This is a genomic window from Burkholderia sp. ABCPW 111 (assembly GCF_000773065.1).
Lineage (GTDB): Bacteria > Pseudomonadota > Gammaproteobacteria > Burkholderiales > Burkholderiaceae > Burkholderia > Burkholderia savannae.
In genome coordinates this window covers 1-26,703 of the sequence record NZ_JPWT01000109.1, presented here as the reverse complement: position 1 = coordinate 26,703, position 26,703 = coordinate 1, and the positions used below count along the sequence as shown (strand labels likewise).

Sequence of the window (26,703 nt, the reverse complement as noted above, 5' to 3'; positions counted from 1 at the left end):
GGCGACGCTGCGACGTCCTGTTCGCCATGCTGCGCGACGGAACCATTTACCAACCCAAGTCGGCCCCTAACGCTTGACGAACAACATAGGGGCACCCTCCAGCGCGCGCCGGCCGATGACGATGATTTCGGCGATGTCCTCCGCTGCGAGGCAGGCACGCAATACACCCTGGCCGACCATGCCGGTCGCGCCGATCAGTACGACGCGCATGCGTTCACTCCGCGGGCCATTCGAGCGGTGCCGCGCCGAAATCGGCTGCAAGCGTCACGGCCTTCCAGTTTTGCCCGGTCTCGCGGCGGACGTCCTCCTCGGCTTCGACGACCTGCCAGGCATCCGAGCCAAGCACCAGCCGCGCCGGCACGAATTCACGCGAAGCCAGCATGACGATCAGTTTAGCGACGCGCTCGGGATCTCCCACTTCATGGCCCACGTACGCGTCGATCAGCGCCTTGAACCCGGCCATCGATTGCTGATAGTCCCGGGGAAGGTCTTGCAGTGTCGAACGCGCCTCGTATCCCCATTCGGTGCGCATGCCGCCTGGTTCCAGCGTGCAGACGCGGATGCCGAACGGTGCGAGTTCCTTGCCGACGACATCGCTGAATCCGCCGACGGCCCATTTCGCCGACTGGTAAGCGGAGAGTCCCGGGCTGCTGATGCGGCCGCCCGCCGATGAAATCTGAAAGATGTGGCCGCTGCCCTGCGAGCGCATCACCGGAATGACTGCGCGCGTGAGGTTGACCACTCCAAAAAGATTGGTTTCGAACTGTGCGCGGAAATCGTCCGAAGACGTGTACTCGAACGGCTGGACATGGCCGTAACCGGCGTTGTTGACGAGTGCGTCCAGACGCCCGAACCGGCGCACCGCTTCGGCTACGGCGCGCTTTGCCCGCTCCTCGTTGGTCACGTCCAGCTCGAACGTCGCCAGACGCTCGCCGTGACGCGCCTGCAAATCGGCGAACCGCGAAGTGTCGCGCGCGGTGGCCAGAACCATGCCGTCGTCCTGCAAGGCGGCCTCGAGAATGGCGCGGCCGAGCCCTCGGGACGCGCCGGTAATCAACCAGACTTTTGACATGATCGTAGAACCTCCGTTATGCGCCGACATCCGCGCGATGAAAATGAAATGCCATGAATGGAGAAGCGCCGTGCCTCGCCCATGCAATCAGGCGTCTGCCGGGCCCGACCGCTGCCGCGCTCGTGGCGTGCGGCGATCTTTCGGGCGGGCCGCGGCCGGCGCCGCGGCAATGGTTACTGGGGATTGAATCCCGCCTTGCCTTCGAACATCACCGAACCGGCGAGGTCCTTTTGGGCCTGCAGCGCGGCGAGGCTCCGGCTATAAGCGGCTTCGAGCACCGCGTAGGCGTCTCCGCCGAGGACGGTGCGCAGCGGCGGCTCCGGCAACTGGCTGATCGCATAGATGGCGCCGGCCATTTTCACGGGATCGCCCGATGCGTATTCATCGCCGACCGCCTTGATCTGCTGGCGCAGCTTGCCGACCACGCCGTCCTTGTAGCAGGCGAGTTCGTCGGTCCAGCGAATGTTGGCCACGAAGCCCGTCTTGATGGAGCCCGGTTCGACGATGAGGGTCTTGATGCCGAATTCGGCCACTTCCTGGCTCACCGCTTCCGCAAAGCCCTCGAGGCCGTATTTCGCAGCGTGATAGAGCGAGCCGCTCGGGAAGGCGGCGCGTCCTCCGACACTGGTGACATGGACGAACGTGCCGTGCTTTCGCGCGCGCATCGCGCCGAGGAAGGCGCGCGTGATGTGGATGGGCGCGAGCAGATTGAGCGCGATCTGCTGCTCGATGTCGGCTTCGGTCATTTCCTCCATTGCGCCGATGACGGCGCCACCCGCGTTGTTGACGACCACATCGACATCGGGATGGCGCGCCGCGACGGCCTGCACCTGCTCAGGACGGGTCACGTCGACCGACTCCACTTCGAGCGCATCGGGCCAGGCTTCCTTCAGCGCCTGCAGCGCTGCGACTCGTCGCACCGCGGCAACCACACGATGCCCGTCGGCGAGCACTTTTTCGGTGAGGGCCAAACCGAGCCCGCCGGATGCTCCGGTAATGAACCACTTCTGACTGCGCATGATGATTGCTCCCTCCAATATTGAGCGCGTACGCGCTCACTTAAAATGCAAAAAAATTACTCCGTGACAGCTCGCCACGCGGCACGAAACCCCAGTTGCCGATGACGTTCGGCACCCTCGGGTTCCCTGTCGACGTACTCGATCGTGATGTCGGCAATGCGCTCGATCACGGCGTAAAGAAACGCAATCGGCGCATCGGCAAGCACGCCGTTCTGCACCGCGTCCTCCATCATCCGGGACACGGCCAGGAACGGCTCCATGCCTCGTGCCCGCGTTCCTTCCTGCAGCACTCCCGAAGCCGACAGCTTCGAAAGCGCAAGGCGCCCGGCCGCATTGGCCAGCCCCCAGCCCACGTAACGCTGGAAGATGTGTTCCATGCGAAGCCGGTAGCTCGCGTTATCCGGATAGTCTGGCATGACATAATCGGCCAGCTCGTTTTTGAGGTGCAGGTACAGTTCCTGGAACAGGACTTCCTTGTTCTCGAAGTAGGTGAACAGCGTTCCTTCCGCGACTCCCGCGCCGCGGGCGATGCTCGCCGTGCTCGCCAGCACGCCTTGGTCGGCAACGGCCTGCGTCGCCGACAACAAAAGGGCATTGCGTTTTTCCGGGCTCAGAGGGCGCGCCATCGTGGTTCGAATCGAACAAGAGTGAGTACGCGCTCAATTATAGACGGCATTCGAGATCGAGGCAAACTGCCCAGATTGCCGTGGCGAAGGCTTTAGACGCCCGCGCCGCGCACCGGGAACTGGGAACTGGGAACTGGGGACACTACCTCCGCTGCCGGCCGAATGCCGCCGGAGCCGGAAAATGGCGGATAGCCCCCCCCATGACAGCCAGATGCCAAGGAATCAATCGCAACCGCCAATCAATCGACGCGACAACGGCATGCCAATTCCCAAAGCGCCCAAAATCCGCCGTTGCCGTACGTAGCCTCCGTCGAATTCACACCGCACCGTCGCCCTCCAACTCCACATACCCCTCCACCTCCCCCGCCACAAACAACCGCTTCCCCAACCGCGGATAATCACAGACATCCTGCTCCAACCGCTGCCCCGCCGCGATGAATACGAGGGGCACATCCCCCGAGTTCTTCAGCACATGCGCCGGCCCGCGCTGCGCGAACCCCAGAAAATCGCCCGGCCCGACCGGAAACGTCCGTTCGCCGATCGTCGCCTCGCCGTACCCGGACAGGATGTACACGCACTCCTCTTCGTAAAGATGCCGGTGGTACTCGGACGATTCGTGCCCCGGCATGATCGTGATGATCAGAAACCCGAACTGCGTGATCCCGGTCTTGTCGCTCAGCGGCTTCTTCAAGCGCACCGCGTTCTCGTTCAGCGTATGGACCGAACGCACTACGTCCATCGCTTCGATATCGGCGGCTTTCAGCAATTCCGGAGGGGTGTTCGGCATGATTGAGCTCGCTCCAATGGGGACAAGTTTGATGTGAGTAAAACAATCGCAACCAGGGCACCGCGCGACGCAACGCAATGAAGCGCGAGCGCCAAGCCAAGCCAAGCACGGGCGCGATCTCGAACGCAAGCGAAAGCACGATTCGATTCGACTCGCCCAGACCGCGCCCGCCGGCCGCGCCGCACCTAGATCAACCGCCGCCGCTCCAGTTCGTCCGCCAGCGCCTGGGCGCTCACGAACTTGCATCCCAGCAACCCCGCCTTCACCGCGCCCTCGACGTTCGAATCCGCATCGTCGATGAACAGCGTCTCTTGCGCCGTCGCGCCGAGCCATCCGACGCATCCCAGATAAGCCTGCGCATCCGGCTTCGCCGCGCCGAACGTCGCCGACGGATAGACGTCCGCGCCGAACACGCGCGCAACGGGCGGATTCAGATAATCGATGTAATCGGTCACGAGCCGGCAGTTGTTCGTCAGCACCGCGATCCGGCTGCGCTGCGCGACGCGCTCGGCGAGCGCGACGACGTCCAGGTTCGGCGTGATCGACGCCTTGCGCGCGATCAGCCAGTCGTCGCGGCTCACCGGCGCGCCGAGCAGCTCGGCCAGCTCGCTCAGGTATCGGTCGACGCCGATGAGCCCCGCGTCGGCGCGCGCTTCGAGCCCCGACTCCCAGATCGCATGGCGCACCGCGTCGGGCGGCCGCCCCGTCAGGTCGGCCAGGCGCGCGGTGCGTGCGGCGCGGTCGTAGTCCGACAATACGCCCTCCATATCGAACAGGACCAGCTTGATCGGCGGCGTCATGCGGTCGGCCTCGCGTGGAGCGCCCGGAAGCGCCGCGCCGCCGGCGGGCGGCGGGTTCCGGGCAGCGGAAAACTTCTATTCTGGTCGCCCCGGCGCGGTTTCGCCAAAACCCATCTCCCAAGGGTTATCCCGAATGCCCACGTCAAATCAAAGTTGTATGATGACCACATCACCTTACAAAATGAACGCCATGTTCGAGAAAATTCCGACCCGGGCGATGAGCGACACGGTCGCCCAGCAGCTTCTGAAGCAGATCGAGATCGGCAGCTTCGCCGGCACCGGCAAGCTGCCGACCGAAGCCGTGCTCGCGCAGGAATTCGGCGTGAGCCGCACGGTGATTCGCGAGGCGATCTCGCGCCTGAAGAACGAGGGCGTCGTCGAGCCGCGTCAGGGCAGCGGCGTCTACATTGCGCAGCACGCGGCGATCCGCCCGCTGCGGATCGATTACGCGGAGGCGGTCGAGGCGAGCTCGCTGCCGCATCTGCTCGCGGTGCGTCGCGCGATCGAGGCCGAGGTCGCCGCCGAAGCCGCGCTCTGCCGCACCGACGAGGACATGGACGACATCGACGCCGCGCTCGCGAAGATCGACGATGCGGTCGCCGAAGGCCGCGACGGCGTCGCGGAGGACGTCGCGTTCCACCGGACGATCGCGAGCGTCACCGGCAATCCGTACTTCCTGAAGACGCTGAGCTTCCTGAATCAGTACCTCGAAGCGGGCGTGAAGGTCACGCGCGGCAACGAGGCCACCCGCGAGGACTTCTCGCGGCAGGTGCGCGAGGAGCACGCGGCGATCGCCGACGCGATCCGCGCGCGCGATCCGTCCGCGGCCCGCAACGCGGCCCGCGCGCACATGTACAACGCGGCTCGCCGTCTCGAGCAAGCCGGCATTTGCTGAGCCGCGCTTCGCGAGCGGCCGCACGGCGCGCGCGGGGCGCCCACGAACGAATCTAATCGAATCAGGAAGAAGTTTGACCATGTCACGGAATGTTGGAGTCATCGGACTGGGCGCGATGGGCCTGGGTGTCGCGCGCTCGCTGTTGCGCGCGGGCTTTCGGGTGCATGCGTGCGACGTGCGCGAGAACGTGCTCGCCGCGTTCGCCGCCGAAGGCGGCCTGCGCTGCGCGACGCCCGCCGAGCTCGGCGCGCGGTGCGATGTCGTGATCACGCTCGTCGTCAACGCGGAGCAAACCGACGCCGTGCTGTTCGGCGAGCACGGCGCGGCGGCCGCGATGCAGCCCGGCGGCGTCGTGATCTCGAGCGCGACGGTCGCGCCTGAGTTCGCGGCCGAGCTCGGCGCGCGGCTCGCGGCGGCGGGCGTGCTGATGCTCGATGCGCCCGTATCGGGCGGCGCCGCGCGCGCGGCGGCGGGCGAAATGACGATGATGACGTCGGGCCCCGCCGCCGCGTACGAAACGTGCGACGACGTGCTCGCCGCGATCGCGGGCAAGGTCTACCGGCTCGGCGGCGCGCACGGCGCGGGCTCGAAGGTGAAGATCATCAATCAGCTGCTCGCGGGCGTGCACATCGCGGCGGCGGCCGAGGCGATGGCGCTCGGCCTGCGCGAAGGCGTCGATCCCGACGCGCTCTACGACGTGATCACGCACAGCGCCGGCAATTCGTGGATGTTCGAGAACCGCGTGCCGCACATCCTGAACGGCGACTACACGCCGCTGTCGGCCGTCGACATCTTCGTGAAGGATCTCGGCCTCGTGCTCGACACCGCGCGCCGCGCCAAATTCCCGCTGCCGCTGTCGGCCGCCGCGCACCAGATGTTCCTGAGCGCGTCGAGCGCGGGCCACGGCGGCGAGGACGACTCGGCCGTCATCAAGACGTTCCCCGGCATCACGCTGCCGGCGCGCGGCTGATTCTCCGGAGCCTCCCGTCGCCATGAACACCGATCACGCCTCTCGCCCCCTGCTCGGCTGCATCGCCGACGATTTCACCGGCGCGACCGATCTCGCGAACATGCTCGTCAAGAGCGGCATGCGCACCGTGCAGACGATCGGCGTGCCGGCCGACGGCGCGCCCGTGCAAGCCGATGCGATCGTCGTCGCGCTGAAATCGCGCACGCTCTGCGCCGCCGACGCGGTCGCGCAATCGCTCGCCGCGCTCGACTGGCTGCGCGCGCAGGGCTGCCGCCAGTTCTTCTTCAAATACTGCTCGACGTTCGATTCGACCGACGCGGGCAACATCGGCCCCGTCGCCGATGCGCTGCTCGACGCGCTCGGCGGCGAGCGCGCGTTCACGATCGCGTGCCCCGCGTTTCCGGAGAACGGCCGCACGGTCTATCGCGGCCATCTGTTCGTCGGCGATGCGCTGCTCAATGAATCCGGGATGGAAAACCATCCGCTCACGCCGATGAAGGACGCGAACCTCGTGCGCGTGCTGCAGCGGCAGACGGCATCGAAGGTCGGCCTGATCCGCCGTGACGCGATCGCGCTCGGCGCGTGCGCCGTGCGCGAGACGATCGACGCGCTGCGCCGCGACGGCGTGCGGATTGCGATCGCAGACGCGCTGACCGACCGCGATCTGCACGTGCTCGGCGAAGCGTGCGCGGACCTGCCCCTCGTCACGGGCGGCTCGGGCGTCGCGCTCGGCCTGCCCGCGAACTTCCGGCTCGGCGGGCTCTTGCCCGAGCGCCGCGACGCGGCCGCGCTGCCGAGGATCGACGGCGCATCGGCGGTGCTCGCCGGCAGCGCGTCGAAGGCGACCAACGCGCAAGTCGCCGCGTGGCGCGCCGAGCGTCCGGCGTTCCGGATCGATCCGCTCGCGGCCGCGCGCGGCGAGCCCGTCGTCGAGCAGGCGCTCGCGTTCGCGCGCGCGCATCTGCCGCAGCCCGTGCTGATCTACGCGAGCGCCTCGCCCGACGAAGTGAAACGGGTGCAACAGGCGCTCGGCGTCGAGGCGGCCGGCCATCTCGTCGAGGCGACGCTCGCCGCGATCGCGCGCGGGCTGCGCGAGATGGGCGTGCGCAAGTTCGTCGTCGCGGGCGGCGAAACGTCCGGCGCGGTCGTGCAGGCGCTCGACGTGAAGGCGCTGCAGATCGGCGCGCAGATCGATCCCGGCGTGCCCGCCACCGCGACGACCGGAGCAAGCCCCCGCGCGACGCTCGACGCCGAGCCGCTCGGCCTCGCGCTCAAATCCGGCAACTTCGGCGCGACCGATTTCTTCGACAAGGCGCTGCGCGCGCTGGAGGGCACGGCATGAGCACCGCCGAAGCGAAGCTGCGCGACGAGATCTGCGAGATCGGCGCGAGCCTCTACGCGCGCGGCCATGCGGTCGGCAGCGCGGGCAACATCAGCGCGAAGCTCGACGACGGCTGGCTGATCACGCCGACCGACGCGTGCCTCGGCCGGCTCGACCCCGCCGGCATCGCGAAGGTCGATCTCGCGGGCCACGCGGTGTCGGGCGGCAGGCCGTCGAAGACGCTCGCGCTGCATCGCGGCATCTACGCGCGCAACGCGCAAGCGCGCGGCATCGTCCACACGCATTCGACGCACCTCGTCGCGCTCACGCTCACGGGCGTCTGGAGCGAGGCCGACGTGCTGCCGCCGATCACGCCGTACTACGTGATGAAGGTCGGCCACGTTCCGCTCATTCGTTATCGCCGGCCGGGCGACCCCGCGGTGGCCGCCGAAGTCGCGGCGCTCGCCGATCGCGTGCGCGGCGTGCTGCTCGAGCGGCTCGGCCCGGTCGTCTGGGGGCCGTCGGTCGCGCACGCGTCGTACGCGCTCGAGGAGCTCGAGGAAACCGCGCGCCTGTGGCTGATGACGCATCCGAAACCCGAGCCGCTCGACGACGCCGCGCTCGCCGAACTGCGCGATGCGTTCGGCGCGCGCTGGTAACGCAGTTCAGCCCGCCGTGTGCGCGGGCCCATCCACCAGCACACGACAAAACGCACCGGCCGCGCACGCGGCCGGCGTCGACAACTCATGGAGACAGCGGAAATGATTCCCAGCCAAGCAGCCGCGGCCCGGCCGCTCGAGGCGGCCGGACAGGCCGAGCTCGATCTGACCTACAAGAAAGTGTTCTGGCGCATCGTGCCGTTCCTGATGCTCTGCTACGTGGTCGCGTACCTGGACCGCGTGAACGTCGGCTTCGCGAAGCTGCAGATGTCGCAGGATCTCGCGTTCAGCGAGACCGTGTTCGGCCTCGGCGCGGGCATCTTCTTTCTCGGCTATTTCCTGTTCGAGCTGCCGAGCAACATGCTGATGCACCGGATCGGCGCGCGCATCTGGATCGCGCGGATCATGATCACCTGGGGCCTGCTGTCCGCGCTCTTCGCGTTCGTGAAGACGCCGACGCAGTTCTACGTGCTGCGCTTCCTGCTCGGCCTCGCGGAAGCGGGCTTCTATCCGGGCGTGATCCTGTACCTCACGTACTGGTTCCCGACGCACCGCCGCGCGAAGATCATCGCGGTGTTCATGTCGGCGATTCCGGTGTCGGGCATCTTCGGCAATCCGCTGTCCGGCTGGATCATGGAGCGCTTCCACGGCGGCTCGGGCTTTCAGGGCTGGCAATGGATGTTCGTGATCGAGGCGGTGCCCGCGATCGCGATCGGCATCGCGACGATCCTCTATCTCGACAACAACATCCGCAGCGCGAAGTGGCTCACCGAGCGCGAGAAAAAGCTGCTGACCGACGCGATCGACGCGCAGCCGCACGAGCGCGACAAGCACGCGCACTCGCTCGCGAGCGTGCTGCGCGATCCGCGCATGTGGTGGATGTCGCTGATCTATTTCACGTTCGTCACCGGCCAGTACGGGCTCACGTTCTGGATGCCGACGCTCGTCAAATCGACGGGCATCACCGATACGCTGCAGATCGGCCTGCTGAGCGCGATTCCGTTCGCGTTCGCGATCGTCGCGATGAATCTCTTCGGCCACAGCGCGGACAAGCGCCGCGAGCGCCGCTGGCACCTGATCGTGCCCGCGCTGATGGGCACCGCCGGCTTCTCGGTGGCCGCCGCGTACTCGCACAACACCACCGTGTCGATCCTGTTCCTGTCGATCGCCGCGGGCGGCGTGCTCACCTGCGCGCCGCTCTTCTGGTCGCTGCCGACCGCGTTCCTCGCGGGCACGGGCGCCGCGGCCGGCATCGCGATCATCAACTCGATCGGCAACCTCGCCGGCTTCGCGAGCCCCTATCTGATCGGCTATCTGAAGGACGCGACGAGCAGCACGTCCGCCGGCATGTACGTGCTCGCCGCGATGCTCGTGATCGGCGCGATCGCCGTGTGGCTCACGCCGGCGAAGCTCGTCAACCGATAATCGATCGTCGGCGGCGCGGCGCACGCCGGAATGCGCGCCGTGCCGCCCGCCTTTCAACCTCCGGACCTGGAACCGACGCCATGCCACGCTTCGCCGCCAACCTCACGATGATGTACAACGAGCACGCGTTCCTCGAGCGCTTCGCCGCCGCGGCACGCGACGACTTCAAGGCGGTCGAGTACCTGTTTCCGTACGACTTCCCCGCCGCCGAGCTGAAATCGCGCCTCGACGCGAACGGCCTCGTGCAGGCGCTCTTCAACGCGCCGCCCGGCGACTGGGCGGCGGGCGAGCGCGGCATCGCGTCGCTGCCGGGCCGCGAGGACGAGTTCAAGCGCGCGATCGACACCGCGCTCGGCTACGCGCGCGTGATCGGCAACGACAAGATCCACGTGATGGCGGGCCTGATCGCACCGGAGCAGGATCGCGCGAAGCACCGCGACACGTACCTGCGCAATCTCGCGCACGCGGCCGAAGCGGCGCGCGCGCAGAACGCGACGATCGTCATCGAGCCGATCAACCCGCGCGACATGCCGGGCTTCTTCCTGAACCGCCAGGACGACGCGCAGGCGATCTGCCGCGAAGTCGGCGCGCCAAACCTGAAGGTGCAGTTCGACTGCTATCACTGCCAGATCGTCGAAGGCGATCTGGCGACGAAATTGACGCGCGACATCGCGGGCATCGGCCACATCCAGATCGCCGGCGTGCCCGAGCGGCACGAGCCCGACGTCGGCGAAATCCACTATCCGTATCTGTTCCAGCTGATCGACGCGCTCGGCTACGACGGCTGGATCGGCTGCGAGTATCGGCCGAGGGCCGGCACGTCCGAGGGCCTCGGCTGGCTCGCACCCTACCTGTAATCCCGCATTCTCACGAGGCACATTGCGATGAAGGTTCTGATCACTGGCGGCGCCGGCTTTCTCGGCCAGCGTCTCGCGAAACAGCTGCTCGCGCGCGGCGAACTGGCCGGCCCGGACGGCGCGCCGCAGCGGATCGACGAGCTCGTGCTGCTCGACGTCGTCAAGGGCGGCGACTTCGGCGATCCGCGCGTGAGCGCGATCGTCGGCGACATCGGCGAGCGCGCCGTGCTCGACGCCGCGATCGACGCGCGCACGCACGCGATCTTCCATCTCGCCGCGATCGTCAGCGGCCAGGCGGAAGCCGATTTCGACCTCGGGATGCGCATCAACCTCGACGCGTCGCGCCTGCTGCTCGACGTGTGCCGCGCGCGCGGGCACCGGCCGCGCATCGTGTTCACGAGTTCGGTCGCGGTGTACGGCGGCGCGCTGCCCGAGCTCGTCGAGGACGACACCGCGCTCGATCCGCAGTCGTCGTACGGCGTGCAGAAGGCGATCGCCGAGCTGCTGCTGTCGGACTATACGCGCCGCGGCTTCGTCGACGGCCGCGTGCTGCGGCTGCCGACGATCAGCGTGCGGCCGGGCCGGCCGAACGCGGCGGCCTCGTCGTTCGCGAGCGGGATCATTCGCGAGCCGCTGAACGGCGAGGAGGCGGTCTGCCCGGTGCCGGGCGGCACGCGGCTCTGGCTGCTGTCGCCGCGCCGCGCGATCGACGCGCTCGTCGCCGGCTGCGAGCTCGACGGCGCGAAGCTCGGCAACCGGCGCGTGATCAACCTGCCGGGAATCTCGGTGACGGTTGACGAAATGATCGACGCGCTGCGCGAAGTCGCCGGCATCGACGCGGTGAAGCTGATCCGCCGCGCCGAGGACGAGCGCGTCGTGAAGATCGTCGGCAGCTGGCCGGGGCGATGGGACACGTCGCGCGCCGAAGCGCTCGGCCTGAAGGGCGATGCGAGCTTCGTCGACGTGATCCGCAACTACGTCGACGACGATCGGCGCTAAACCGCGCCGCCCGCGCTGCGCGGCGGGCGGGCGCGCCGAATCGGTTCCATTCGGGCTTGGGATTCGGGCTTGGGATTCGGGCTTGGGATTCGGGCTTGGGATTCGGGCTTGGGATTCGGGCTTGGGTTCGGGCTTGCGATTTGAGCCCGCGATTCGAGCCGACGATTCGAGCGTGCGATTCGCCCGCCGCGCCGCGCGGTGCGGCCGCCCGCACCGCGCGGATACGCCCGACGCGCCTCCCCCGCCTGCCCCGACACGTCGCCACCAGCCGCGCGCCGCGCTCGGCCGGCGTTCCCTTTCTCCGCGCCGCCGCGAACCCGCTTACGTTTCGCCGATCGTTCGCTTCCACGCGACAAACGCATGCGCGCCTCGCACGCGGGGCGCTACGCTACTCGGGCGACCGACGCGGACCACCGCCGGGGCGTGATGAAACGAAATGAAACCCGACGAAACGCGGCGCGGCGGCCGGCGAACGCGCAACGCGCCGCGTTTGCGACTATCGTTATAAGAACCCGGTCCTTGATTTCACGCGGCGCGCCGCCGGACGACCGACCGGCCGACCGGCCGCGCCCGACACGTCTGCCCGACGAACGCCTGGATATGGCTGCCATCTACGATTTCGGCGCGCGCAAGCTGCGCGACCTCTACGATCGACGAATCCATTGCGGCGCCGAGCTGGACGCGGCCGCGCTGTTTCCGGACGCCGCGCGCTTCACGGGCGCGTGGCGCGCGATCCGCGACGAAGCGCTCGCGGTGTCGCGCGACCTGAGCCGGATTCCGCGCTTCCACGAGATCATGCGCGAGCAGGCGGCGATCTCCGCGAACGACGCGCGCGACTGGCGCATGTTCATCATGCAGGCATACGGCGTGCGCTTCCCGCAGAACCTCGGGCGCTGCCCGACGCTCGCGTCGATCGTCGCGGCGTCGCCCGACGTGCTGTCCGCGTCGTTCTCGTTTCTCGCGCCGGGCAAGCGCATCCCGCCGCACCGCGGGCCGTTTCGCGGCATCCTGCGCGGCTATCTGGTGCTGTCGATGCCCAGGCGCGCGGACGGCGCGCCCGCCGCCGTCCTGAAGATCGACGGCCGCGACTACCGCCTCGACGACGGCCAGTTCCTGCTATGGGACGACACGTTCGAGCACGAAGTCTGGAACGAGAGCGACGACGTGCGGATCGTGCTGCTGCTCGACATCCGCCGCCGCGACCTGCCGACCGCGCTCGCGCTGCTGTCGGGCGCGCTGATCCGGATCGTGCGCGTCGCGATCCGGCTGCGCGGCGGCGCGATTCCGGTCTAGGGCCCGCTCACGCCGACGGCGGGCTTGCGCCGGCCGCGCCGCTCGCGCCGCCCCACGGCCAGCCGCGCGCCGCGCACGCGGCAATCACGGGAATCTCGGGAATCTCGGGAATCTCGGGAATCGCGACAACGCGCGCCGCACCGCTTCGCCACACAACGCTTCGCTTTCCGCGCGCGCCCTTCGCGCCGCGCGCGTGCGGCGCGCCGCCCCGCTCATAAGATTGCGGGCCTCGGCCGCTGTCGGCCGCCTCCACCCGCACGCCCATGATCCGAATTCCCGGCAACATCGTCGGCGCCCCGCTCGCCACGAACCTTGCAGCCTCGTTCGGCGACGAGCGGTTGCCGTCCTCGATCGACGCCGACATCGACGCCAATGTCCGGCAACAATTGAAACGACTGGTTCGACAAGCGATCCGCGAATGCGGCGGGCCCGATTCGCAGCGAACGCCGCATTCGTCGCAGCCGCCGCTGCGGGTCGCGATGACGTCTGCGACCGATGCCGACGCCCCGCTGTCGCTCGTCGAATCGACGAACGATGCGCCGAACGATGCGCCGCCCGCGCGCTGCGTCGCATCGCCCGATCCGTCGATGGCGCGCTTTGCGGCGCAAATGCCGGACGCGCAAACGAAACGCCCGCCCGGCGACAACCGCACCGCGCAGCGGATCATCGACGACAATCCGCTCCTCAAGCACCTCGGCAACCAGAGCGGCATCCGCGACAAGCTGAACCAGTTCGTCGGCGGCGACATGTACAACGATCCCGATCAGGCGTACAAGGCCGCCGCGCTGCTCACGTACGTGAAGAGCGCGAAGAACCGCGAAGGCGGCGAGCGGCCGAACGACGTCGTCGGCGACGGCAAGATCGACGGGTTCACGAAGGACGGCGACGCGCGGCACGGCACCGAAGCGGGCCTGCTGCAGGACGTCGTGGGCGGCGGCGGCTGGCAGCATCTGCGCGAAACCGGTCACCAGCTCGACCAGACGAGCGACACGCACGTACGGCTCGACGGCACCAACAAGGACAATCTCCAATGGGGCTTCGAGCAGGCCGGCAAATATATCGTCGCGGTGTTCAAAGGCATCGGCAGGGCGGTCGTCGACATCGTCACGAAGGGCCGCTTCAATCCGGTGTCGGCGGTGCTGAGCGTCGTCAAGAACGTCGGCACGCAGGTCGCGAAACAGGCGGTCGAGGACAGCAACCTGTCGAGCGACGCGAAGCGAAAGGCGAACAAGGTGTTCGGCGCGCTCGATTTCTTCTGATCCGGCAGCCAACGCCGCGCCGGCGACGCCGGAAGCGAAACGGCGCGCGCGCGCGAACGCTCACCGCCACGGTATCGCGACGAGTAGCCGGCCGAACAGCGCCCACTTGACGACGTAATAGGCGGTGCGATTCCACGCCTTCATCCGCTTGCCGACGCGCCGATCGCGTACAGATAGCGGAACAGCCGGTTCAGGCCTCCCGTGCGGTCACCCGTTTCGTTCGGCGACGCCGCCGCGCGCATCAGAGCGCCGCCGATCGCGCCGTTCACCGCCTGCGCCCAGCGGTATCGCATCGGCCGCTCGATGTCGCGGAACAGAATGATGCGGTCCTGATCGGTGCGGCTCTCGGCCCAGTGCAGATAGGTTTCGTCGAACATCACCGCCTCGCCGTCGCGCCACGCGTACGGATCGCCGTCGACGACGATCGCGCATTCGTCGTCGTTCGTCGTCGTTCGTCGTCGTTCGGCGTCGCGAGCCCGAGGTGATCGCGCAGCGCCCCGGCGTACGAATCGCGATGCAGCCCGAGCTTGCCCCCCGGCGGCAGCTGCGCGAACATCGCCGCCTTTACCGACGGAATCTTCGACAGGATCGCGAGCGAGCGCGGACGATGCGCGAGCGCCGACGGATGCGGACGGTCGTACCACTTCAGGCAGAACCGCTTCCAGCCCTTGCGGAAGAACGAATTGAAGCCGATGTCGTCGTACTCGCCCGACGCCTTGATCCGGCTGTCGTCGCGCAACGCGAGCGCCTCGTCGCGGAACGTGTTCCACTCGCGCCTGAGGATCGCGAACTCCGGAAAATGCGACTCGTCGAATACGGCGTATTCGGCACGGTGGAGAACGCGTAAGCGAAACAATTGAGCGGAGCGGTAAACGTCGAGTGATCGGGCAGTTGGCGGAAGAACCCGTGACGCACCTTTCCGCGTCGATGCGTGAACGCCGCGCACGCGACGAAGATGAACAGAACGGCCCGGCGCATTTCTTTTGCCCCCGTTACAGCGTATGCGGGCGATTCCAGGAGCCCGTTTGAAAATTGATGAAATGGCGAATTCCAGCTCATCTGGTCCACGCCTGCACTCCTTGCCGACGGGCTACTTGCAAAGCAGCGCCCTACATCAGCGTGGCTACGAGGGCGGAAATTTGCATTTCCAAACGGGCTCTAAGAAAACTTTCAGCTTTCTGCTTTTTGGAGGCGTACGGGGAGCACGGCGCGCGACGGGCGCCGATGGCCGGAAGGTTTCAGGGGAAGGAAGGCGACCGCCCGCTTCGGCGACGCGCGCCGACGACCAAGCGGCCGACGGCCGCGCGACGCGGGGCTGTGCCCGCCTCGCGCGGCGAACCCGGCGTTACTGGATGCCGAGGTAATGCTTGACGGCGGGCAGGCCCGGCTTGCCGTCGAACGTCGTCACGCCGGCGAGCCACTTGTCGAGTGACTGCGGGTTCGCCTTCAGCCATTCGGCCGCCGCCTTGTTCGGCTCTTCCTTGTTCATGATCGGCAGCATCACGTGATTCTCGATCGACGTCGTGAACTGCAGATTCGACACGAACTTCGCGACGTTCGGGCAGCGCGCCGCGTAATCGGGCGGCGTCGCAGTCAGCACCTTCGCTTCGCCGTAATTCGGGCCGAACACGTCGTCGCCGCCGCTCAGGTAATCGATCTTCATCTGCACGTTCATCGGATGCGGCTCCCAGCCGAGGAACACGATCCACTGCTTGTCGCGGATCGCGCGGTTCACTTCGACGAGCATCCCCGCCTCGCTCGACTCGACGAGCTTGAACTTGCCGAGGCCGAACTGGTTGCCGTCGATCATCTTCTTGATGAGCGCGTTGCCGTCGTTGCCGGGCTCGATCCCGTAGATCTTGCCGTTCAGCTTGTCCGCGTACTTCTGGATGTCGGCGAACGACTTCAGGCCGCCCTGGTACACGTAGTCGGGCACCGCGAGCGTGTACTTCGCGCCCGTCAGGTTCGGCGCGGCGAGCACCTTGATCGTGCCTGCCTTCGTGAACGGCGCAATCATCGGGTCCATCGTCGGCGACCAGTAGCCGAGAAACACGTCGATCTGCTTGCTCTTGATCCCGGCGAACGTGATCGGCACCGACGCGATCGTCTTCGTCGGCGCATAGCCGAGCCCGGCGAGCATCGTCGACGCGAGCCCCGTCGTCGCGGCGATGTCGGTCCAGCCGACGTCCGCAAAGCGCACGGCCTTGCAGGTCGGCGGATCGCCCGCCCGGGCGCTCGCGAGCGGCGCGGCCGCGATGGCGAGCCCGCAGGCCGCCGCGATCAGATTTCGCTTCATCGTGCTTCTCCTCATCTACAAAGATGTCGTCAACATGGGATCGATTCGTGGCTTGAACGCGCGCCGCGATCCCGGCGGCCGCGCGTTTCGTTCGATGCGCTCAGCGCGCCGGCACGCGCCGCTCGTGGCTCGGCGCATGGCCGAACTGCGCGCGGTACGCCTTGCTGAAATGGCACGGCGAATGAAAGCCGCAGATCGTCGTCACGCGCGCGATCGACGCGTCGGTGGTGCGCAGCAGATCGCGCGCGCGCTTCAGGCGCAGCGTCAGGTAGTAATGCGTCGGCGACACGTTCAGATAGACCTTGAACATCCGCTGCACATGGCGCTGCGACAGCCGCACGAGCCGCGCGAGCTCCTCGAGCGACAGCGGCTCCTCGATGTTCGCCTCCATCAGCCGCACGACTTCGATCAGCTCCGCGCGTGAGAAGCCGACGCGCGCGTCGACCGGAATCGGCTGCGGATCGGTCGCGCCGCGAATGCGCTCGAGAATGAACTGCTCGGAGACCTGCGCGGCGAGCGGCGGCCCGAGCCGCGCGCCGACGAGGTTCAGCATCAGGTCGAGCGGCGCGGTGCCGCCGGTGCAGGTCAGGCGGTCGCGATCGACGACGAACAGCTCGTCGGCGAAGCGCACCTGCGGAAACTCCGCATACAGCGCCGACAGGTTCTCCCAATGCACCGCGCACCGGTAGCCGTCGAGCAGCCCGCACGCCATCAGCGCGTACGCGCCCGTGCAGATGCCGCCGAGCGGCACGCCGCGCGCGGCGAGCGCCGCGAGCGCGCCGCGCACCGGCTCGTCGACCGCCTCGCGAATCCGGATGCCGCCGCAGACGATCATCGCGTCGGGCGGATCGTCGAGGTCGAGCGGCTGCGTCGGCCGCACCGCGATCCCGTTGCTCGCGCGCACGGGCGCGCCGTCGAGCGAGAAGATCGACCAGCGGTAGTGGTCGGCGCGCGCGACGTAGTTCGCCATGCGCAGCACTTCGACCGCGCTCGTGAACGCGATCATCGAGAAATTCGGCAACGTCAGGAACCCGAAATGCGCGACCGAGGAAACCGGCTCGGCGCAGTCGGCGGGTGCGGCAGCGGCGGCGGACGTCACATCGTTCTCCAGCGAACGGATTGCACGAAGCCGCTCCGGCGGCGGACGGCCCGCCGGAGACGACCGGATCGGCGAAACGAAGAGGCGAGGGAGTGCGGGACGCGTCAGGCCTGCGCGACCGGCGAGCGCGAACGCGGACCGAGCCATTGCCGCAGGCCCGAGAAAAGCGGCGCCTTCGCCGTGCCCGGCGCGCGGCCGAAGCTCTCGGTGATGCGATCGAGAATGATCGCGAGCAGCACGACCGACAGGCCGCTTTCGAAGCCGAGGCCGATGTCGAGGCGCTGGATGCTCGCGAGCACGTCGTTGCCGAGGCCGCCCGCGCCGACCATCGACGCGATGATCACCATCGACAGCGCCATCATGATCGTCTGGTTCACCCCCTGCATGATCGACGGCAACGCGTTCGGAAACTGCACCTTGTAGAGCAGCTGCCACGGCGTGCATCCGAACGCCTGCCCCGCCTCGACGATCTCGCGGTTCACGTGGCGGATGCCGAGGCTCGTCAGGCGCACCGCGGGCGGCATCGCGAAGATCACCGTCGACAGGATGCCCGGCACGCGGCCGAGGCCGAACAGCATCGCGGCCGGAATCAGATAGACGAACGCGGGCATCGTCTGCATCAGGTCGAGGATCGGCCGCACGATCGCGGCGACCCACTTGCTCTTCGCGGCCCAGATGCCGAGCGGAATGCCGAGCACGAGGCTCACGATCGTCGACGACAGCGTGAGCCCGAGCGTGACGACCGTCTGGTCCCAGAAGCCCGTCGCGAAGATCAGAAGCAGCGACGCCGCGGTGAAGATCGCGAAGCGCCAGCCGACGCGCCAGAGCCCCACGCCGATGAAGATCGCCATCATCAGCCACATCGGCACGGCCTGCAGCCCGTGCTCGACGAGCGCGGCGAGCCCTTCGATCGCGCGGCCGATCGCGTCGAACGTCTTCGCGTCGTGGTCGAGCAGATAGTGAACCGTCTGGTCGACCCAGCTGCCGAGCGGAATGAGTTCAGACATGGGAACCTCGCGAACGCGTAATGGCTTTCAGGAGCACGGCCCGATCGACCGAGCCGCAGTAGCGGCCGTCGTCGTCGACGACGGGCAGCGCATGCGAATGCGCGACGACGCGCTCGACGACGTGCTCGAGCGTCGCGTCGCGCCGGATGCTTTCGACCTGGCGCACGTTCGGCGTCGCGCCGTTCAGCGCGTCGCGCGTGACGAAGCCGCGAATCTTGCGCGCCTCGTCGAGCACGAACGCGTATTCGGCGCTGCCGTTCAGCGACGCGGCGACATGCGTCGCATCGAGCTTCGACACGAGCGGCACCGCGCCCGTCAGCATCAGGTCGCCCGCCGTCAGGTAGCGGCTCGTGTCGATGCCTTCGAAGAACGCGCGCACGTAGTCGTCGGCGGGGTTCGCGATGATCTCCTGCGGCGTGCCGACCTGCACGAGCCGGCCGCCTTCCATGATCGCGATGCGGCTGCCGATGCGCAGCGCCTCCTCGAGATCGTGCGACACGAACATGATCGTGCGGCGCTGCTCCTTCTGAAGCTGCAGCAGCACGTTCTGCATTTCCTTGCGCTTGAGCGGATCGAGCGCGGAGAACGCCTCGTCCATGATCATCAGCGACGGGTTGACGGCGAGCGCGCGCGCGAGGCCGACGCGCTGCTGCATGCCGCCCGAAAGCTCGGCGGGCAGCTTGTGCGCGAACTGCGCGAGGCCCACCTGCTCGAGCACGTCCATCGCGCGCCGCTCGCGGTCCTTGCGGCTCATGCCGGCGACTTCGAGCCCGAACGCGGCGTTCGACAGCACCGTGCGCTGCGGCATCAGCGCGAACGACTGGAACACCATGCTCATGTCCGTGCGGCGCAGCGCGGTCAGCTCCGCGCGGCGCACCGCGGCGACGTCGCGGCCGTCGATCATCACCTTGCCGGCGCTCGGCTCGACAAGCCGGTTGACGAGCCGGATCAGCGTCGACTTGCCGGAGCCGGACAGGCCCATCAACACGAAAATCTCGCCTTCCCGCACGTCGAACGACACGTTGTGCACGCCGACCACCTGGCCCGTGCGCGCGAACACTTCATCCTTCGTCGCGCCCGCGGCGAGCATGTCGAGCGCTTGCCGCGGATTGCTTCCAAACACCTTGCACAGACCTTCGACTACGACCTTCGGGGCATCCATTGCAACGTCTCCTCGTTGAGCGGGGAAATACGCCGTCACAGCGTGCCTACATGGTTGCCAGAAAAAACCCCGTGCAGCCGACGAATTACGACAAACGCTTGCGCAAATGCGACACGTTTGTACAAGTGATGCGAGCGAGCGTTTCGGCGCGCGGACGAAAGCGGCCGCCAATCCGGATGATGCGCCGCAGCGCGCGGCGCGGCCCCGGCGGGCGGCCCGCGCGGCCGCGCGCGCCCATGCCGCGCGCGTGGGCCGCGACGCGCATTTGCGCGATGCGCAATCGGGGCTCGAACGAGCGCCGCAGCCCATCCGCGCGGGCTTTCGCCGCCGCGCATTTGTCGTTTTCCGCCGCGCGCGCGGCGATGCGGCGGGCATCCGCGCCCGGCGCAATTCCGCAGACTGATTCGTGTCGGTTCATCGCTGTTCGCCGTTGATTCGCCCGTCGCGCGCTCGAGCCGGCGACGCCATCGAGACATGAGCCGCGCTCCGCCCGCCAACTCCGGTCGACGATCGCGATCGATATCAGAATGCTCGACTTCAACCTGCTGAAGGCATTCGATGCGCCGCTCGACGAACGCAACGTGACGCGCGCGGCCGCCCGGTTCGCGCTGACGCAGCCGGCGGTGAGCGGCATGGCGACCCGGTTGCTAGAAAGTTCCGCGCCCCGCTTCGTGCGCATGCAACGCGTGCGTCGTGCCGACGCAGCGCGCGCTCGAGCTCGCGGGCTCCGTCAAGCGCGCGCGTGCTCGGCGAGATCGACGCAATGCTGCGCCCCGCCGCTCGCGATTCCCGGGTTCGACAAGGTCGCCGTCCGGCACGAACGCGCGCTTCGCGATCCGGCGCACGCGCGGCTGCTCCAGACATGCGGCGCGAAGGGCAAGCCGGCCGCGCGGAGGAAGCGCGTGGGCTAGCGGCTTTGGTTTGGACTTTGCCGTTGCAACGCGGCGGGATGCATGCGCGTGCCTTGCCGCATTTGCATGTGCATGCATGTATAGTGCGTCGGCATTTCCGTTTGCATGAGTGCGTGGACGTGAATGGGCATGGGCGTATGCGAGCGTTTCCGCGTCGGTGCGATGTGCGATGTGCGATGCTCGTGTCCGATGTGCATGTGCATTCACATGTACGTGTACGTTTGTGTCGGTGTCGGTGTCGGTGTCGGCGTTGTCGACTATGCAGCCCTTTGTCGACGCATCGTGTATGCGTCCACATCGCAACCTTCGCCTTCGCCCGCAATTGCAATTGCAGTTGCAATTGCAACTGCAACGCAACGCAACGCAACCGATCATCCCATGACGTGAACCGCGTGCCTGCGCGCGATGCGTCGCCGCTCCGCACGCGGCGCGCTCGACCGCGTCGAACCGCGCACACACCCCGGCGCGCAATATCAACGCTACGCGCGAACCTTCGCGGCGACGGCCGCGGCCGTCGCCGCGAGCCTGTCGATCCACGCCCGCCCCGCGTTCACCATCGAATTCGGCTTCGTCGCGGCGAGCTCCCGCGCCGGCTGGCCGATCTGCGTCTCCTGCGTGAGGATGCGCACGCGGCCGCCCGGCAAATCCTCGAAGAGCCACGCGCGATGCACGTCGAGCCCCGTGTCGCTCGCACCGTCACCCCGACCGTGCCATGCGATCCGCGCCGGCCGGCCGAGGGCGGGGGCTCGTACTCGCCCCCGCCTCGACGGAGAAGCCGAACGTCATGAACCTGAATCGCGCGCCGAGCCGCGGCGTCGGACCCAAGCCGTCGTGAAAGCGTATGTCGGACACGTCCTCGTAACAGCCCGGCCACGCCGACGTGTCGTTGAGGTGCGGCCACACGTCGGCGGCGGCGAGGCCCTGCACGACGGCCTCGTTGGATACGCGGTTGCCGGTCGTGCCCGACAAGAAGCGCGCGGGCCATACGATGTCGCTCCTGGATGCCTATCCTCGATGGACGAGGCGAAACGGGCTAGGCGCCGCACGAGCGCCCCCCTGAATCGCGGCGCGTTTCGCCTGATCGTCGCTCGGCGGATATCGATCCAATCGCGATTCTTGATTTGCGCCATGGCCATAAGATGGCGCGATATCACGCGAACCGGCCCGCAGCGCCCTCTTCGCCGTCGATCCGAGGCGCGCGGCACGCCGCAGCACTGCAACGGATTCGAACGCGGCGACAATCGGGCGACGGCATCGCGCCGCTCGCCCGGGCGCGCACCCGCCGCCGCATCCGCCGCGCGCGGACACGAAAAAAAGCCCCGCCGACATTCCCACCGGCGGGGCCAACCCATGTCAGAGAAGATTTCATGGAGGAGACGGAAGCGATCATATCGGCCCGTCCGCCGCATCCCAACCAAGCATTTCTGCTATCCAATTGCGCCGCGCGCGACGCCGGCCCGGCCGCCGCCGGGCATATCGATAGAACGAAAAGTCGTTTCCCGGGCGCCGATTGGGTCGCTAACATGCAACTCTCCGCCTGATTCAGCCAGGCGCCGCACCCTCATGGAGCGCACTTTGACCGCATTCGACCAACATCGCCGGCCGTTCATCATCGGCATCGGCGGCACGACCCGCGCGGCCTCGTCGACCGAGCGCGCGCTCGGCTTCGCGCTGCGCGGCGCGCAGGCCGCGGGCGCCCGCACCCGCCTGTTCGACGGCCCGTTCCTGCACACGCTGCCGCACTACGCGCCCGAGCGGCGCGCGCTCACCGACGCGCAGCACGAGCTGATCGACGCGGTGCGCGCGGCCGATGCGATCGTCATCGCGACGCCCGGCTACCACGGCGGCGTGTCCGGCCTCGTGAAGAATGCGCTCGACACGCTCGAGGAACTGCGCGCCGACGAGCGGCCCTATCTCGACGGGCGCGCGGTCGGCTGCATCGTCACCGCCTATGGCTGGCAGGCGGCGGGCACGGTGCTGACGTCGCTGCGCGCGATCGTCCACGCGCTGCGCGGCTGGCCGACGCCGTTCGGCGCCGCGGTCAACACGCTCGAGACACGCTTCGAAACGGCCGACAGTTGCTCCGACACGAAGGTCGCGGCGCAGCTCGAAACCGTCGGCGCGCAAGCCGCCGAATTCGCGCTCGCGTTCGCGTCGCACCGCGCGGCGACCCGCGTCGCCGGCGGCGGCGCGCTTGCGCCGGCGCTGGAAGCCGCGACGAGCTGAACGCATACGCGGCGCGCTCGCGGCGCGGCGCGGCGAGCGCTTCGTCCGTCCGTCGATCGCTCGCGACGCCTGCACGTCGCCGCGCCGATTCGTCTCCTTCATCGTCGGTCCCGCTCATTCACTGCCCGATCGCGAGCGCAAGCCGCCCCGCCATCGGGCAACGCATCGCCTCGTCGCCTCCCCGCTCGATCGCCCGGGTTTGTCGCACGGTCGAACGCGGGGCCGGCCGTCCATGCTCGCGACACGGCGTGCGGCGCCCCCCGTCGCGCGTCGCATATGCGACGAAGATGCCTGGGTCATGATCATTCGCCCGCGCCGAGTGATTTGCTTACGTTTAAAGATTGGTTCACGCGCGCGAGGCGATTGCTTACGCTGCACGCACGTTCCATCCCTTCGCGAAAGCCATGAATCGTTCGATCCGCTACAAGGGTTATGAGGTTGCGCCCGCCGCGGCGCGCTTGCCGAACGGCCTGTTCGCCGCGAACCTCACGATCGAGAAGGCCGGCCCCGCGCCCGCGCGCGCCTACTCGTTCGACGCCATCGATTTCTTCTTCGACGAAGAGCACGCGCTCGCCTATGCGTTCCGCTGGGGACGCCTCTGGGTCGATTCGCACTGTTGACGCCGGCGCGGGCCCCGGCCGGCGTGCCCGCCCGCGCCCTCGGCGCTTGCGGGGCCGGCCACCAAAATACGTGATTCGTCGAGCTATGTAAGAATCGTCAGCTCCCGAAATCACGATACCAATCAGGCCATGTCTGACACGCTGCGACAAGAGCGAGCGGCGGCGGATCACGCTATGCGCAACTGGGTCCATGAGAGTCGCGGCCCGGTGCAGATCGGTTCCGACACGCACAAGCAGATGTTCTGCCGGATGCTGCTCGATACCCACAACCCGTACAAGCCGGCCGTCATCGGCTGGCCGCCCCTCAGCCCCGAAGAACTTCAGCGCCTGACGTCGCTGCCCATCTGGGACATCGCCGTGCAGACCGAAGGTCGCGCGTCGATTCGCGTCGCGACGTTCGCGTCGACCGTGCGCGATCCGCTGCTGCGCCAGGCGCTCGACATGGACGCGGCCGAGGAAGCGCGCCACAAGGCCGTGCTGTCGAAGCTCGTCGAGGCGTACGGCATCCGGCTTGCGCCCGAGCCCGCGTATCCGGCGCCGAAGGACGCCGAATGGGCGTGGATGGTCACGGGCTTCAGCGAGTGCATCGACAGCTTCTTCGCGTTCGGGCTGTTCCGCTCCGCGCAGCGCTCGGGCTATTTTCCGGAAGCGCTCGTCGAGACGTTCGAGCCGGTGATTCAGGAAGAAGGCCGGCACATCCTGTTCTTCGTGAACTGGTTCGCATGGTACGGGCGCAACATGCCGTGGTGGCGCAGGCCGTGGCTCTTCGCGCGAGTCGCGGCGGTGTGGGCGCTCCTGATCTGGGAACGCATCGGCATTGCGCGCGGCATCGACGCCGACGGCGTCGCGCGCGACGCGAACTTTCCGGCCAACACGGCGACGACGGTCGGCGACGCGCTGAACCCGCGCGAGTTGATCGCGCTGTGTCTCGCCGAGAACGAACGGCGCATGGCGGGCTACGACAAGCGGCTGCTGCGGCCGATGATCGTGCCGCGGCTCGCGCGCCTCGCGCTGCGCTTCATCAAGAAATAGCCCTCGTTTGCGGGCGGCGTCGCCACGCGGCTCGCAGCGCCATGGGCGAGCGCGACGCCGCCCTGCCATGCCCCGTCGACGGAGCACGCCGATCGATCGGCGTTCGCGCGCCTGCGCTTTCCGTTACGCCGGCTTCGTCGGCGTGCGCCGCGCACCTGTCGTCCGCCGCCGAGCGTGCGAGCGAATGCCGCGCACGCCACGGTCGATCGTCGCGAAAACGATACATTACGAACGCCTAATCACACGATTAAAAACCGCCGCGCCCCACGTCACGCTCGGCAAAAAATACCGCACCGGAAGCGGCAGGCGGCGTCGCAGCGTTGCGCGCAAGCGTTCGGCATTCGTCCACGTTCTTGCTCGATTACGAGCCGTTTTTCGCATCTATCGCTAGCTGCTCGACAATCCGCGGGCGCACAAGCAATACGAAAGCATTGTGACAAAGCGTATCAGACAGGTAACGATGCCCGGCAATTACACCGGCGACGCGTAATTGTGAGCAAGAGACTTGGAAGCATCGCCGACATTTCTCGGACAATTTGTGCACAAGACGAGCAATTGATCGCCTCGCCCCCTACACCCCGCAGACGCCCGCCCGACGTGACAGCGCACGATCCGGCGCATCAACGGACAAACGAACTTCATTGAATATCGGGATACGAGGCCGAATTAAATCAACAATGATTTCCAGAATAGACAATTTAATTAATCAATTAACCAGATTCAAAACGCCGACCCCAAAGACATATTTAAAACATCATTACAAATAGAAAGACAAATGTCAGGCGCAAACGTTTTGCGCGAGACCGCCGTATCTTTACGCTCGCCCCCGGCAGCGCATTTCGAACCATCGATCCCGGGCATCCCTTGCCCCATCTGGACAAGGCGAGCATCGCCCCAAGCGCCATACACATTCGTATTACTTTTTCAATCGACGCAAACCGACCACCCAAGGCGCACGCGCATCAAACTTTCTTTAACTATTTTCAAACCTAACTTTGCAATCCTTTTAAGTTGTAAATACGCCGATCAAATAGACTCCGGCCACCAAACTCAAATAGCGCGAGCACGGACTCCCTGGTCAGACGAATCACTCTGCCGTGTTGCGCCAGCCCTCGGAGGCTACTTTCGTATGAATCGCTCGTATCGCTCAATCTGGAATGAAGCGCTTGGCGCGTGGGTCGCCGCTTCGGAAATCTCGTCCGCCCGAGGCAAGCCGAACAAGTCGGCCGTCGCGAAAGCGATCGTCGCCGCCGTGCTGGTCGCGGGCGGCGGCATCGACGCCGCGCAAGCGCAATACGCGGTCGGCGGTGTATCGACGACCAGTTGCAGCCTGTCGGTTTGCGCGACGGGCGCTCAGGCGATCGCGATCGGCGGCGGCGCCGGCAGCACCACGACCGCATCGGGTTCGACCGCGATCGCGATCGGCGCGAACGCGACAGCCTCGGGCAACTACTCTCAGGCTTTCGGCCAGGCGTCGACCGCGACGGGCAACAGCGCGATCGGCATCGGCTCGGGCTCGAAGGCGCTCAACACGGGCGCGACCGCGGTCGGCAACGACGCGACGGCGTCCGGCACGAGCGCGATCGCGATCGGCGGCGGCAACGGCAGCGGCACGGGCGGGTCGGCCGCGCTCGGCAACAACTCGATCGCGATCGGCCGGTCAGCGAACACGACGGCGGCGGCGACGGGCGGCATCGCGATGGGCACGAGCTCGACGGTGTCGACGATCAACGGCATCGCGATCGGTAACGGCGCGCTCGCGACCAACACCACCTCGAACCCGGCGCTCGCCATCGGCAATCTGGCCTCGGCCACCAATACCAACGCATCGGCGCTCGGCAACGGCGCGCTCGCGAGCGGCTCCGCGGCGTCGGCGCTCGGCACGCAGGCGGTCGCGACGGGCGACAACTCGGTCGCGGCGGGCACCGGCGCAACAGCGGCCGGCACCGGCTCGGTCGCGATCGGCAACAACAGCTCGGCCGCCTACACGAACAGCGTCGCGATCGGCGCGGGCAGCGTGACCGGCGCGTCGGCACCGACCGGCACCGGCTACCTGACGGGCACCGCGGCGCCGCTGTCCGAAGTATCGGTCGGCAGCGCGACCGCCCTTCGCCGCATCACGAACGTCGCCGACGGCTCCGCGCCGCAGGACGCGGTGACGGTTTCGCAGCTGAGCACCGGCATGAGCACGACGGCGAGCAGCATCGCAAGCCTGTCGACGTCGGCGTCGACGGGCATCGGCTCGTTGTCGACGGGGCTCAGCAGCACGAACAGCTCGCTGACCTCGCTGTCGACTTCCGCTTCGTCGGGCATCAGCTCGGCGAATAGCTCCGTCGCTTCGCTCTCGACCTCTGCGTCGACCGGCTTG

General features: G+C 67.5%; 23 protein-coding genes and 2 pseudogenes. 13 read left to right on the top strand and 12 right to left on the bottom strand.

The features are described from left to right. Positions 1-66: 66 nt before the first annotated feature. From X946_RS34540 to X946_RS24690, 6 genes are all read right to left on the bottom strand, one after another. Positions 67-210, bottom strand: a complete 144-nt coding sequence (locus X946_RS34540) for a saccharopine dehydrogenase NADP-binding domain-containing protein (protein ID WP_235364060.1) — start codon at positions 208-210, stop codon at positions 67-69. Positions 211-214: 4 nt separating this feature from the next. Further along, on the bottom strand, positions 215-1,072 hold the full coding sequence (locus tag X946_RS24710) for an SDR family NAD(P)-dependent oxidoreductase (protein ID WP_052145176.1): 858 nt from the start codon (positions 1,070-1,072) through the stop codon (positions 215-217). 173 nt (positions 1,073-1,245) lie between these two features. After that, positions 1,246-2,091: an SDR family NAD(P)-dependent oxidoreductase gene (locus tag X946_RS24705; protein ID WP_038753257.1), complete on the bottom strand. Its 846-nt coding sequence runs from the start codon at positions 2,089-2,091 to the stop codon at positions 1,246-1,248. A 56-nt stretch (positions 2,092-2,147) separates the two neighbouring features. Further along, positions 2,148-2,717, bottom strand: a complete 570-nt coding sequence (locus X946_RS24700; protein WP_038753255.1) for a TetR/AcrR family transcriptional regulator — start codon at positions 2,715-2,717, stop codon at positions 2,148-2,150. A 316-nt stretch (positions 2,718-3,033) separates the two neighbouring features. Further along, positions 3,034-3,504 carry a cupin domain-containing protein gene (locus X946_RS24695; RefSeq protein WP_038753253.1) on the bottom strand — a complete coding sequence of 157 codons (471 nt, stop codon included), beginning with the start codon at positions 3,502-3,504 and terminating at the stop codon, positions 3,034-3,036. A gap of 185 nt (positions 3,505-3,689) precedes the next feature. Continuing rightward, entirely contained in the window at positions 3,690-4,304 is a 615-nt protein-coding gene (locus tag X946_RS24690; RefSeq protein WP_038753251.1) for an HAD family hydrolase, read from the bottom strand. A 190-nt stretch (positions 4,305-4,494) separates the two neighbouring features. On the opposite strand from X946_RS24690, the gene X946_RS24685 reads away from it, so the two are divergent. From X946_RS24685 to X946_RS24640, 9 genes are all read left to right on the top strand, one after another. Next, positions 4,495-5,199: a FadR/GntR family transcriptional regulator gene (locus X946_RS24685; protein WP_038753260.1), complete on the top strand. Its 705-nt coding sequence runs from the start codon at positions 4,495-4,497 to the stop codon at positions 5,197-5,199. A 79-nt stretch (positions 5,200-5,278) separates the two neighbouring features. Then, entirely contained in the window at positions 5,279-6,169 is an 891-nt protein-coding gene (gene ltnD / locus X946_RS24680) for an L-threonate dehydrogenase (RefSeq protein WP_038753249.1), read from the top strand. A 22-nt stretch (positions 6,170-6,191) separates the two neighbouring features. Next, positions 6,192-7,511, top strand: coding sequence for a 3-oxo-tetronate kinase (gene otnK, locus X946_RS24675; RefSeq protein ID WP_038753248.1), 1,320 nt, complete (start codon positions 6,192-6,194; stop codon positions 7,509-7,511). Further along, positions 7,508-8,149, top strand: coding sequence for a 3-oxo-tetronate 4-phosphate decarboxylase (gene otnC, locus X946_RS24670; RefSeq protein WP_038753246.1), 642 nt, complete (start codon positions 7,508-7,510; stop codon positions 8,147-8,149). Before otnK ends, otnC begins: the two co-directional genes overlap by 4 nt. Before the next feature lie 102 nt (positions 8,150-8,251). After that, the gene (locus X946_RS24665; RefSeq protein ID WP_038753244.1) at positions 8,252-9,574 is read left to right on the top strand and encodes an MFS transporter; all 1,323 of its coding nucleotides are present in this window, start codon (positions 8,252-8,254) and stop codon (positions 9,572-9,574) included. An 80-nt stretch (positions 9,575-9,654) separates the two neighbouring features. Continuing rightward, positions 9,655-10,431, top strand: a complete 777-nt coding sequence (gene otnI / locus X946_RS24660) for a 2-oxo-tetronate isomerase (RefSeq protein WP_038753242.1) — start codon at positions 9,655-9,657, stop codon at positions 10,429-10,431. A 27-nt stretch (positions 10,432-10,458) separates the two neighbouring features. Continuing rightward, positions 10,459-11,430, top strand: coding sequence for a D-erythronate dehydrogenase (gene denD / locus X946_RS24655; RefSeq protein WP_038753240.1), 972 nt, complete (start codon positions 10,459-10,461; stop codon positions 11,428-11,430). A 600-nt stretch (positions 11,431-12,030) separates the two neighbouring features. After that, entirely contained in the window at positions 12,031-12,723 is a 693-nt protein-coding gene (locus X946_RS24650) for an aspartyl/asparaginyl beta-hydroxylase domain-containing protein (RefSeq protein WP_038753258.1), read from the top strand. A gap of 263 nt (positions 12,724-12,986) precedes the next feature. Then, on the top strand, positions 12,987-13,982 hold the full coding sequence (locus X946_RS24640; protein WP_038753236.1) for a hypothetical protein: 996 nt from the start codon (positions 12,987-12,989) through the stop codon (positions 13,980-13,982). A 60-nt stretch (positions 13,983-14,042) separates the two neighbouring features. Here X946_RS24640 and X946_RS24635 read toward each other — a convergent pair. The 6 genes and pseudogenes from X946_RS24635 to X946_RS36750 form a co-directional block, all read right to left on the bottom strand. Then, positions 14,043-14,960: pseudogene (locus tag X946_RS24635) on the bottom strand (aspartyl/asparaginyl beta-hydroxylase domain-containing protein). A 367-nt stretch (positions 14,961-15,327) separates the two neighbouring features. Continuing rightward, positions 15,328-16,278 (bottom strand): choline ABC transporter substrate-binding protein, encoded by a 951-nt coding sequence (locus X946_RS24630; RefSeq protein ID WP_038753234.1) that lies wholly within the window; start codon positions 16,276-16,278, stop codon positions 15,328-15,330. A 100-nt stretch (positions 16,279-16,378) separates the two neighbouring features. Continuing rightward, entirely contained in the window at positions 16,379-17,377 is a 999-nt protein-coding gene (locus X946_RS24625; RefSeq protein WP_038753232.1) for a GlxA family transcriptional regulator, read from the bottom strand. A gap of 104 nt (positions 17,378-17,481) precedes the next feature. Continuing rightward, positions 17,482-18,384: a choline ABC transporter permease subunit gene (gene choW / locus X946_RS24620; protein ID WP_038753230.1), complete on the bottom strand. Its 903-nt coding sequence runs from the start codon at positions 18,382-18,384 to the stop codon at positions 17,482-17,484. Next, positions 18,377-19,831, bottom strand: a pseudogene (locus X946_RS24615) (quaternary amine ABC transporter ATP-binding protein); the annotation flags it as partial. The pseudogene X946_RS24615 and the gene choW, both read right to left, overlap by 8 nt. Positions 19,832-20,936: 1,105 nt before the next feature. Beyond that, positions 20,937-21,128: a hypothetical protein gene (locus X946_RS36750; protein ID WP_326929495.1), complete on the bottom strand. Its 192-nt coding sequence runs from the start codon at positions 21,126-21,128 to the stop codon at positions 20,937-20,939. A gap of 892 nt (positions 21,129-22,020) precedes the next feature. Between X946_RS36750 and X946_RS24595 the strand changes: the two genes are divergently transcribed. The 4 genes from X946_RS24595 to X946_RS24580 form a co-directional block, all read left to right on the top strand. Beyond that, a complete protein-coding gene (locus X946_RS24595; protein WP_038753225.1) occupies positions 22,021-22,683 on the top strand; it encodes an NADPH-dependent FMN reductase in 663 nt (220 codons plus the stop codon). A gap of 404 nt (positions 22,684-23,087) precedes the next feature. Then, a complete protein-coding gene (locus X946_RS24590) occupies positions 23,088-23,303 on the top strand; it encodes a hypothetical protein (RefSeq protein ID WP_004198708.1) in 216 nt (71 codons plus the stop codon). A 129-nt stretch (positions 23,304-23,432) separates the two neighbouring features. Further along, complete coding sequence (locus tag X946_RS24585) at positions 23,433-24,335, top strand: hypothetical protein (RefSeq protein ID WP_038753223.1); 903 nt, start codon at positions 23,433-23,435, stop codon at positions 24,333-24,335. Positions 24,336-25,464: 1,129 nt separating this feature from the next. After that, positions 25,465-26,703: YadA family autotransporter adhesin (locus X946_RS24580; protein WP_038753221.1), on the top strand; the 1,239-nt coding region annotated here is incomplete at its 3' end.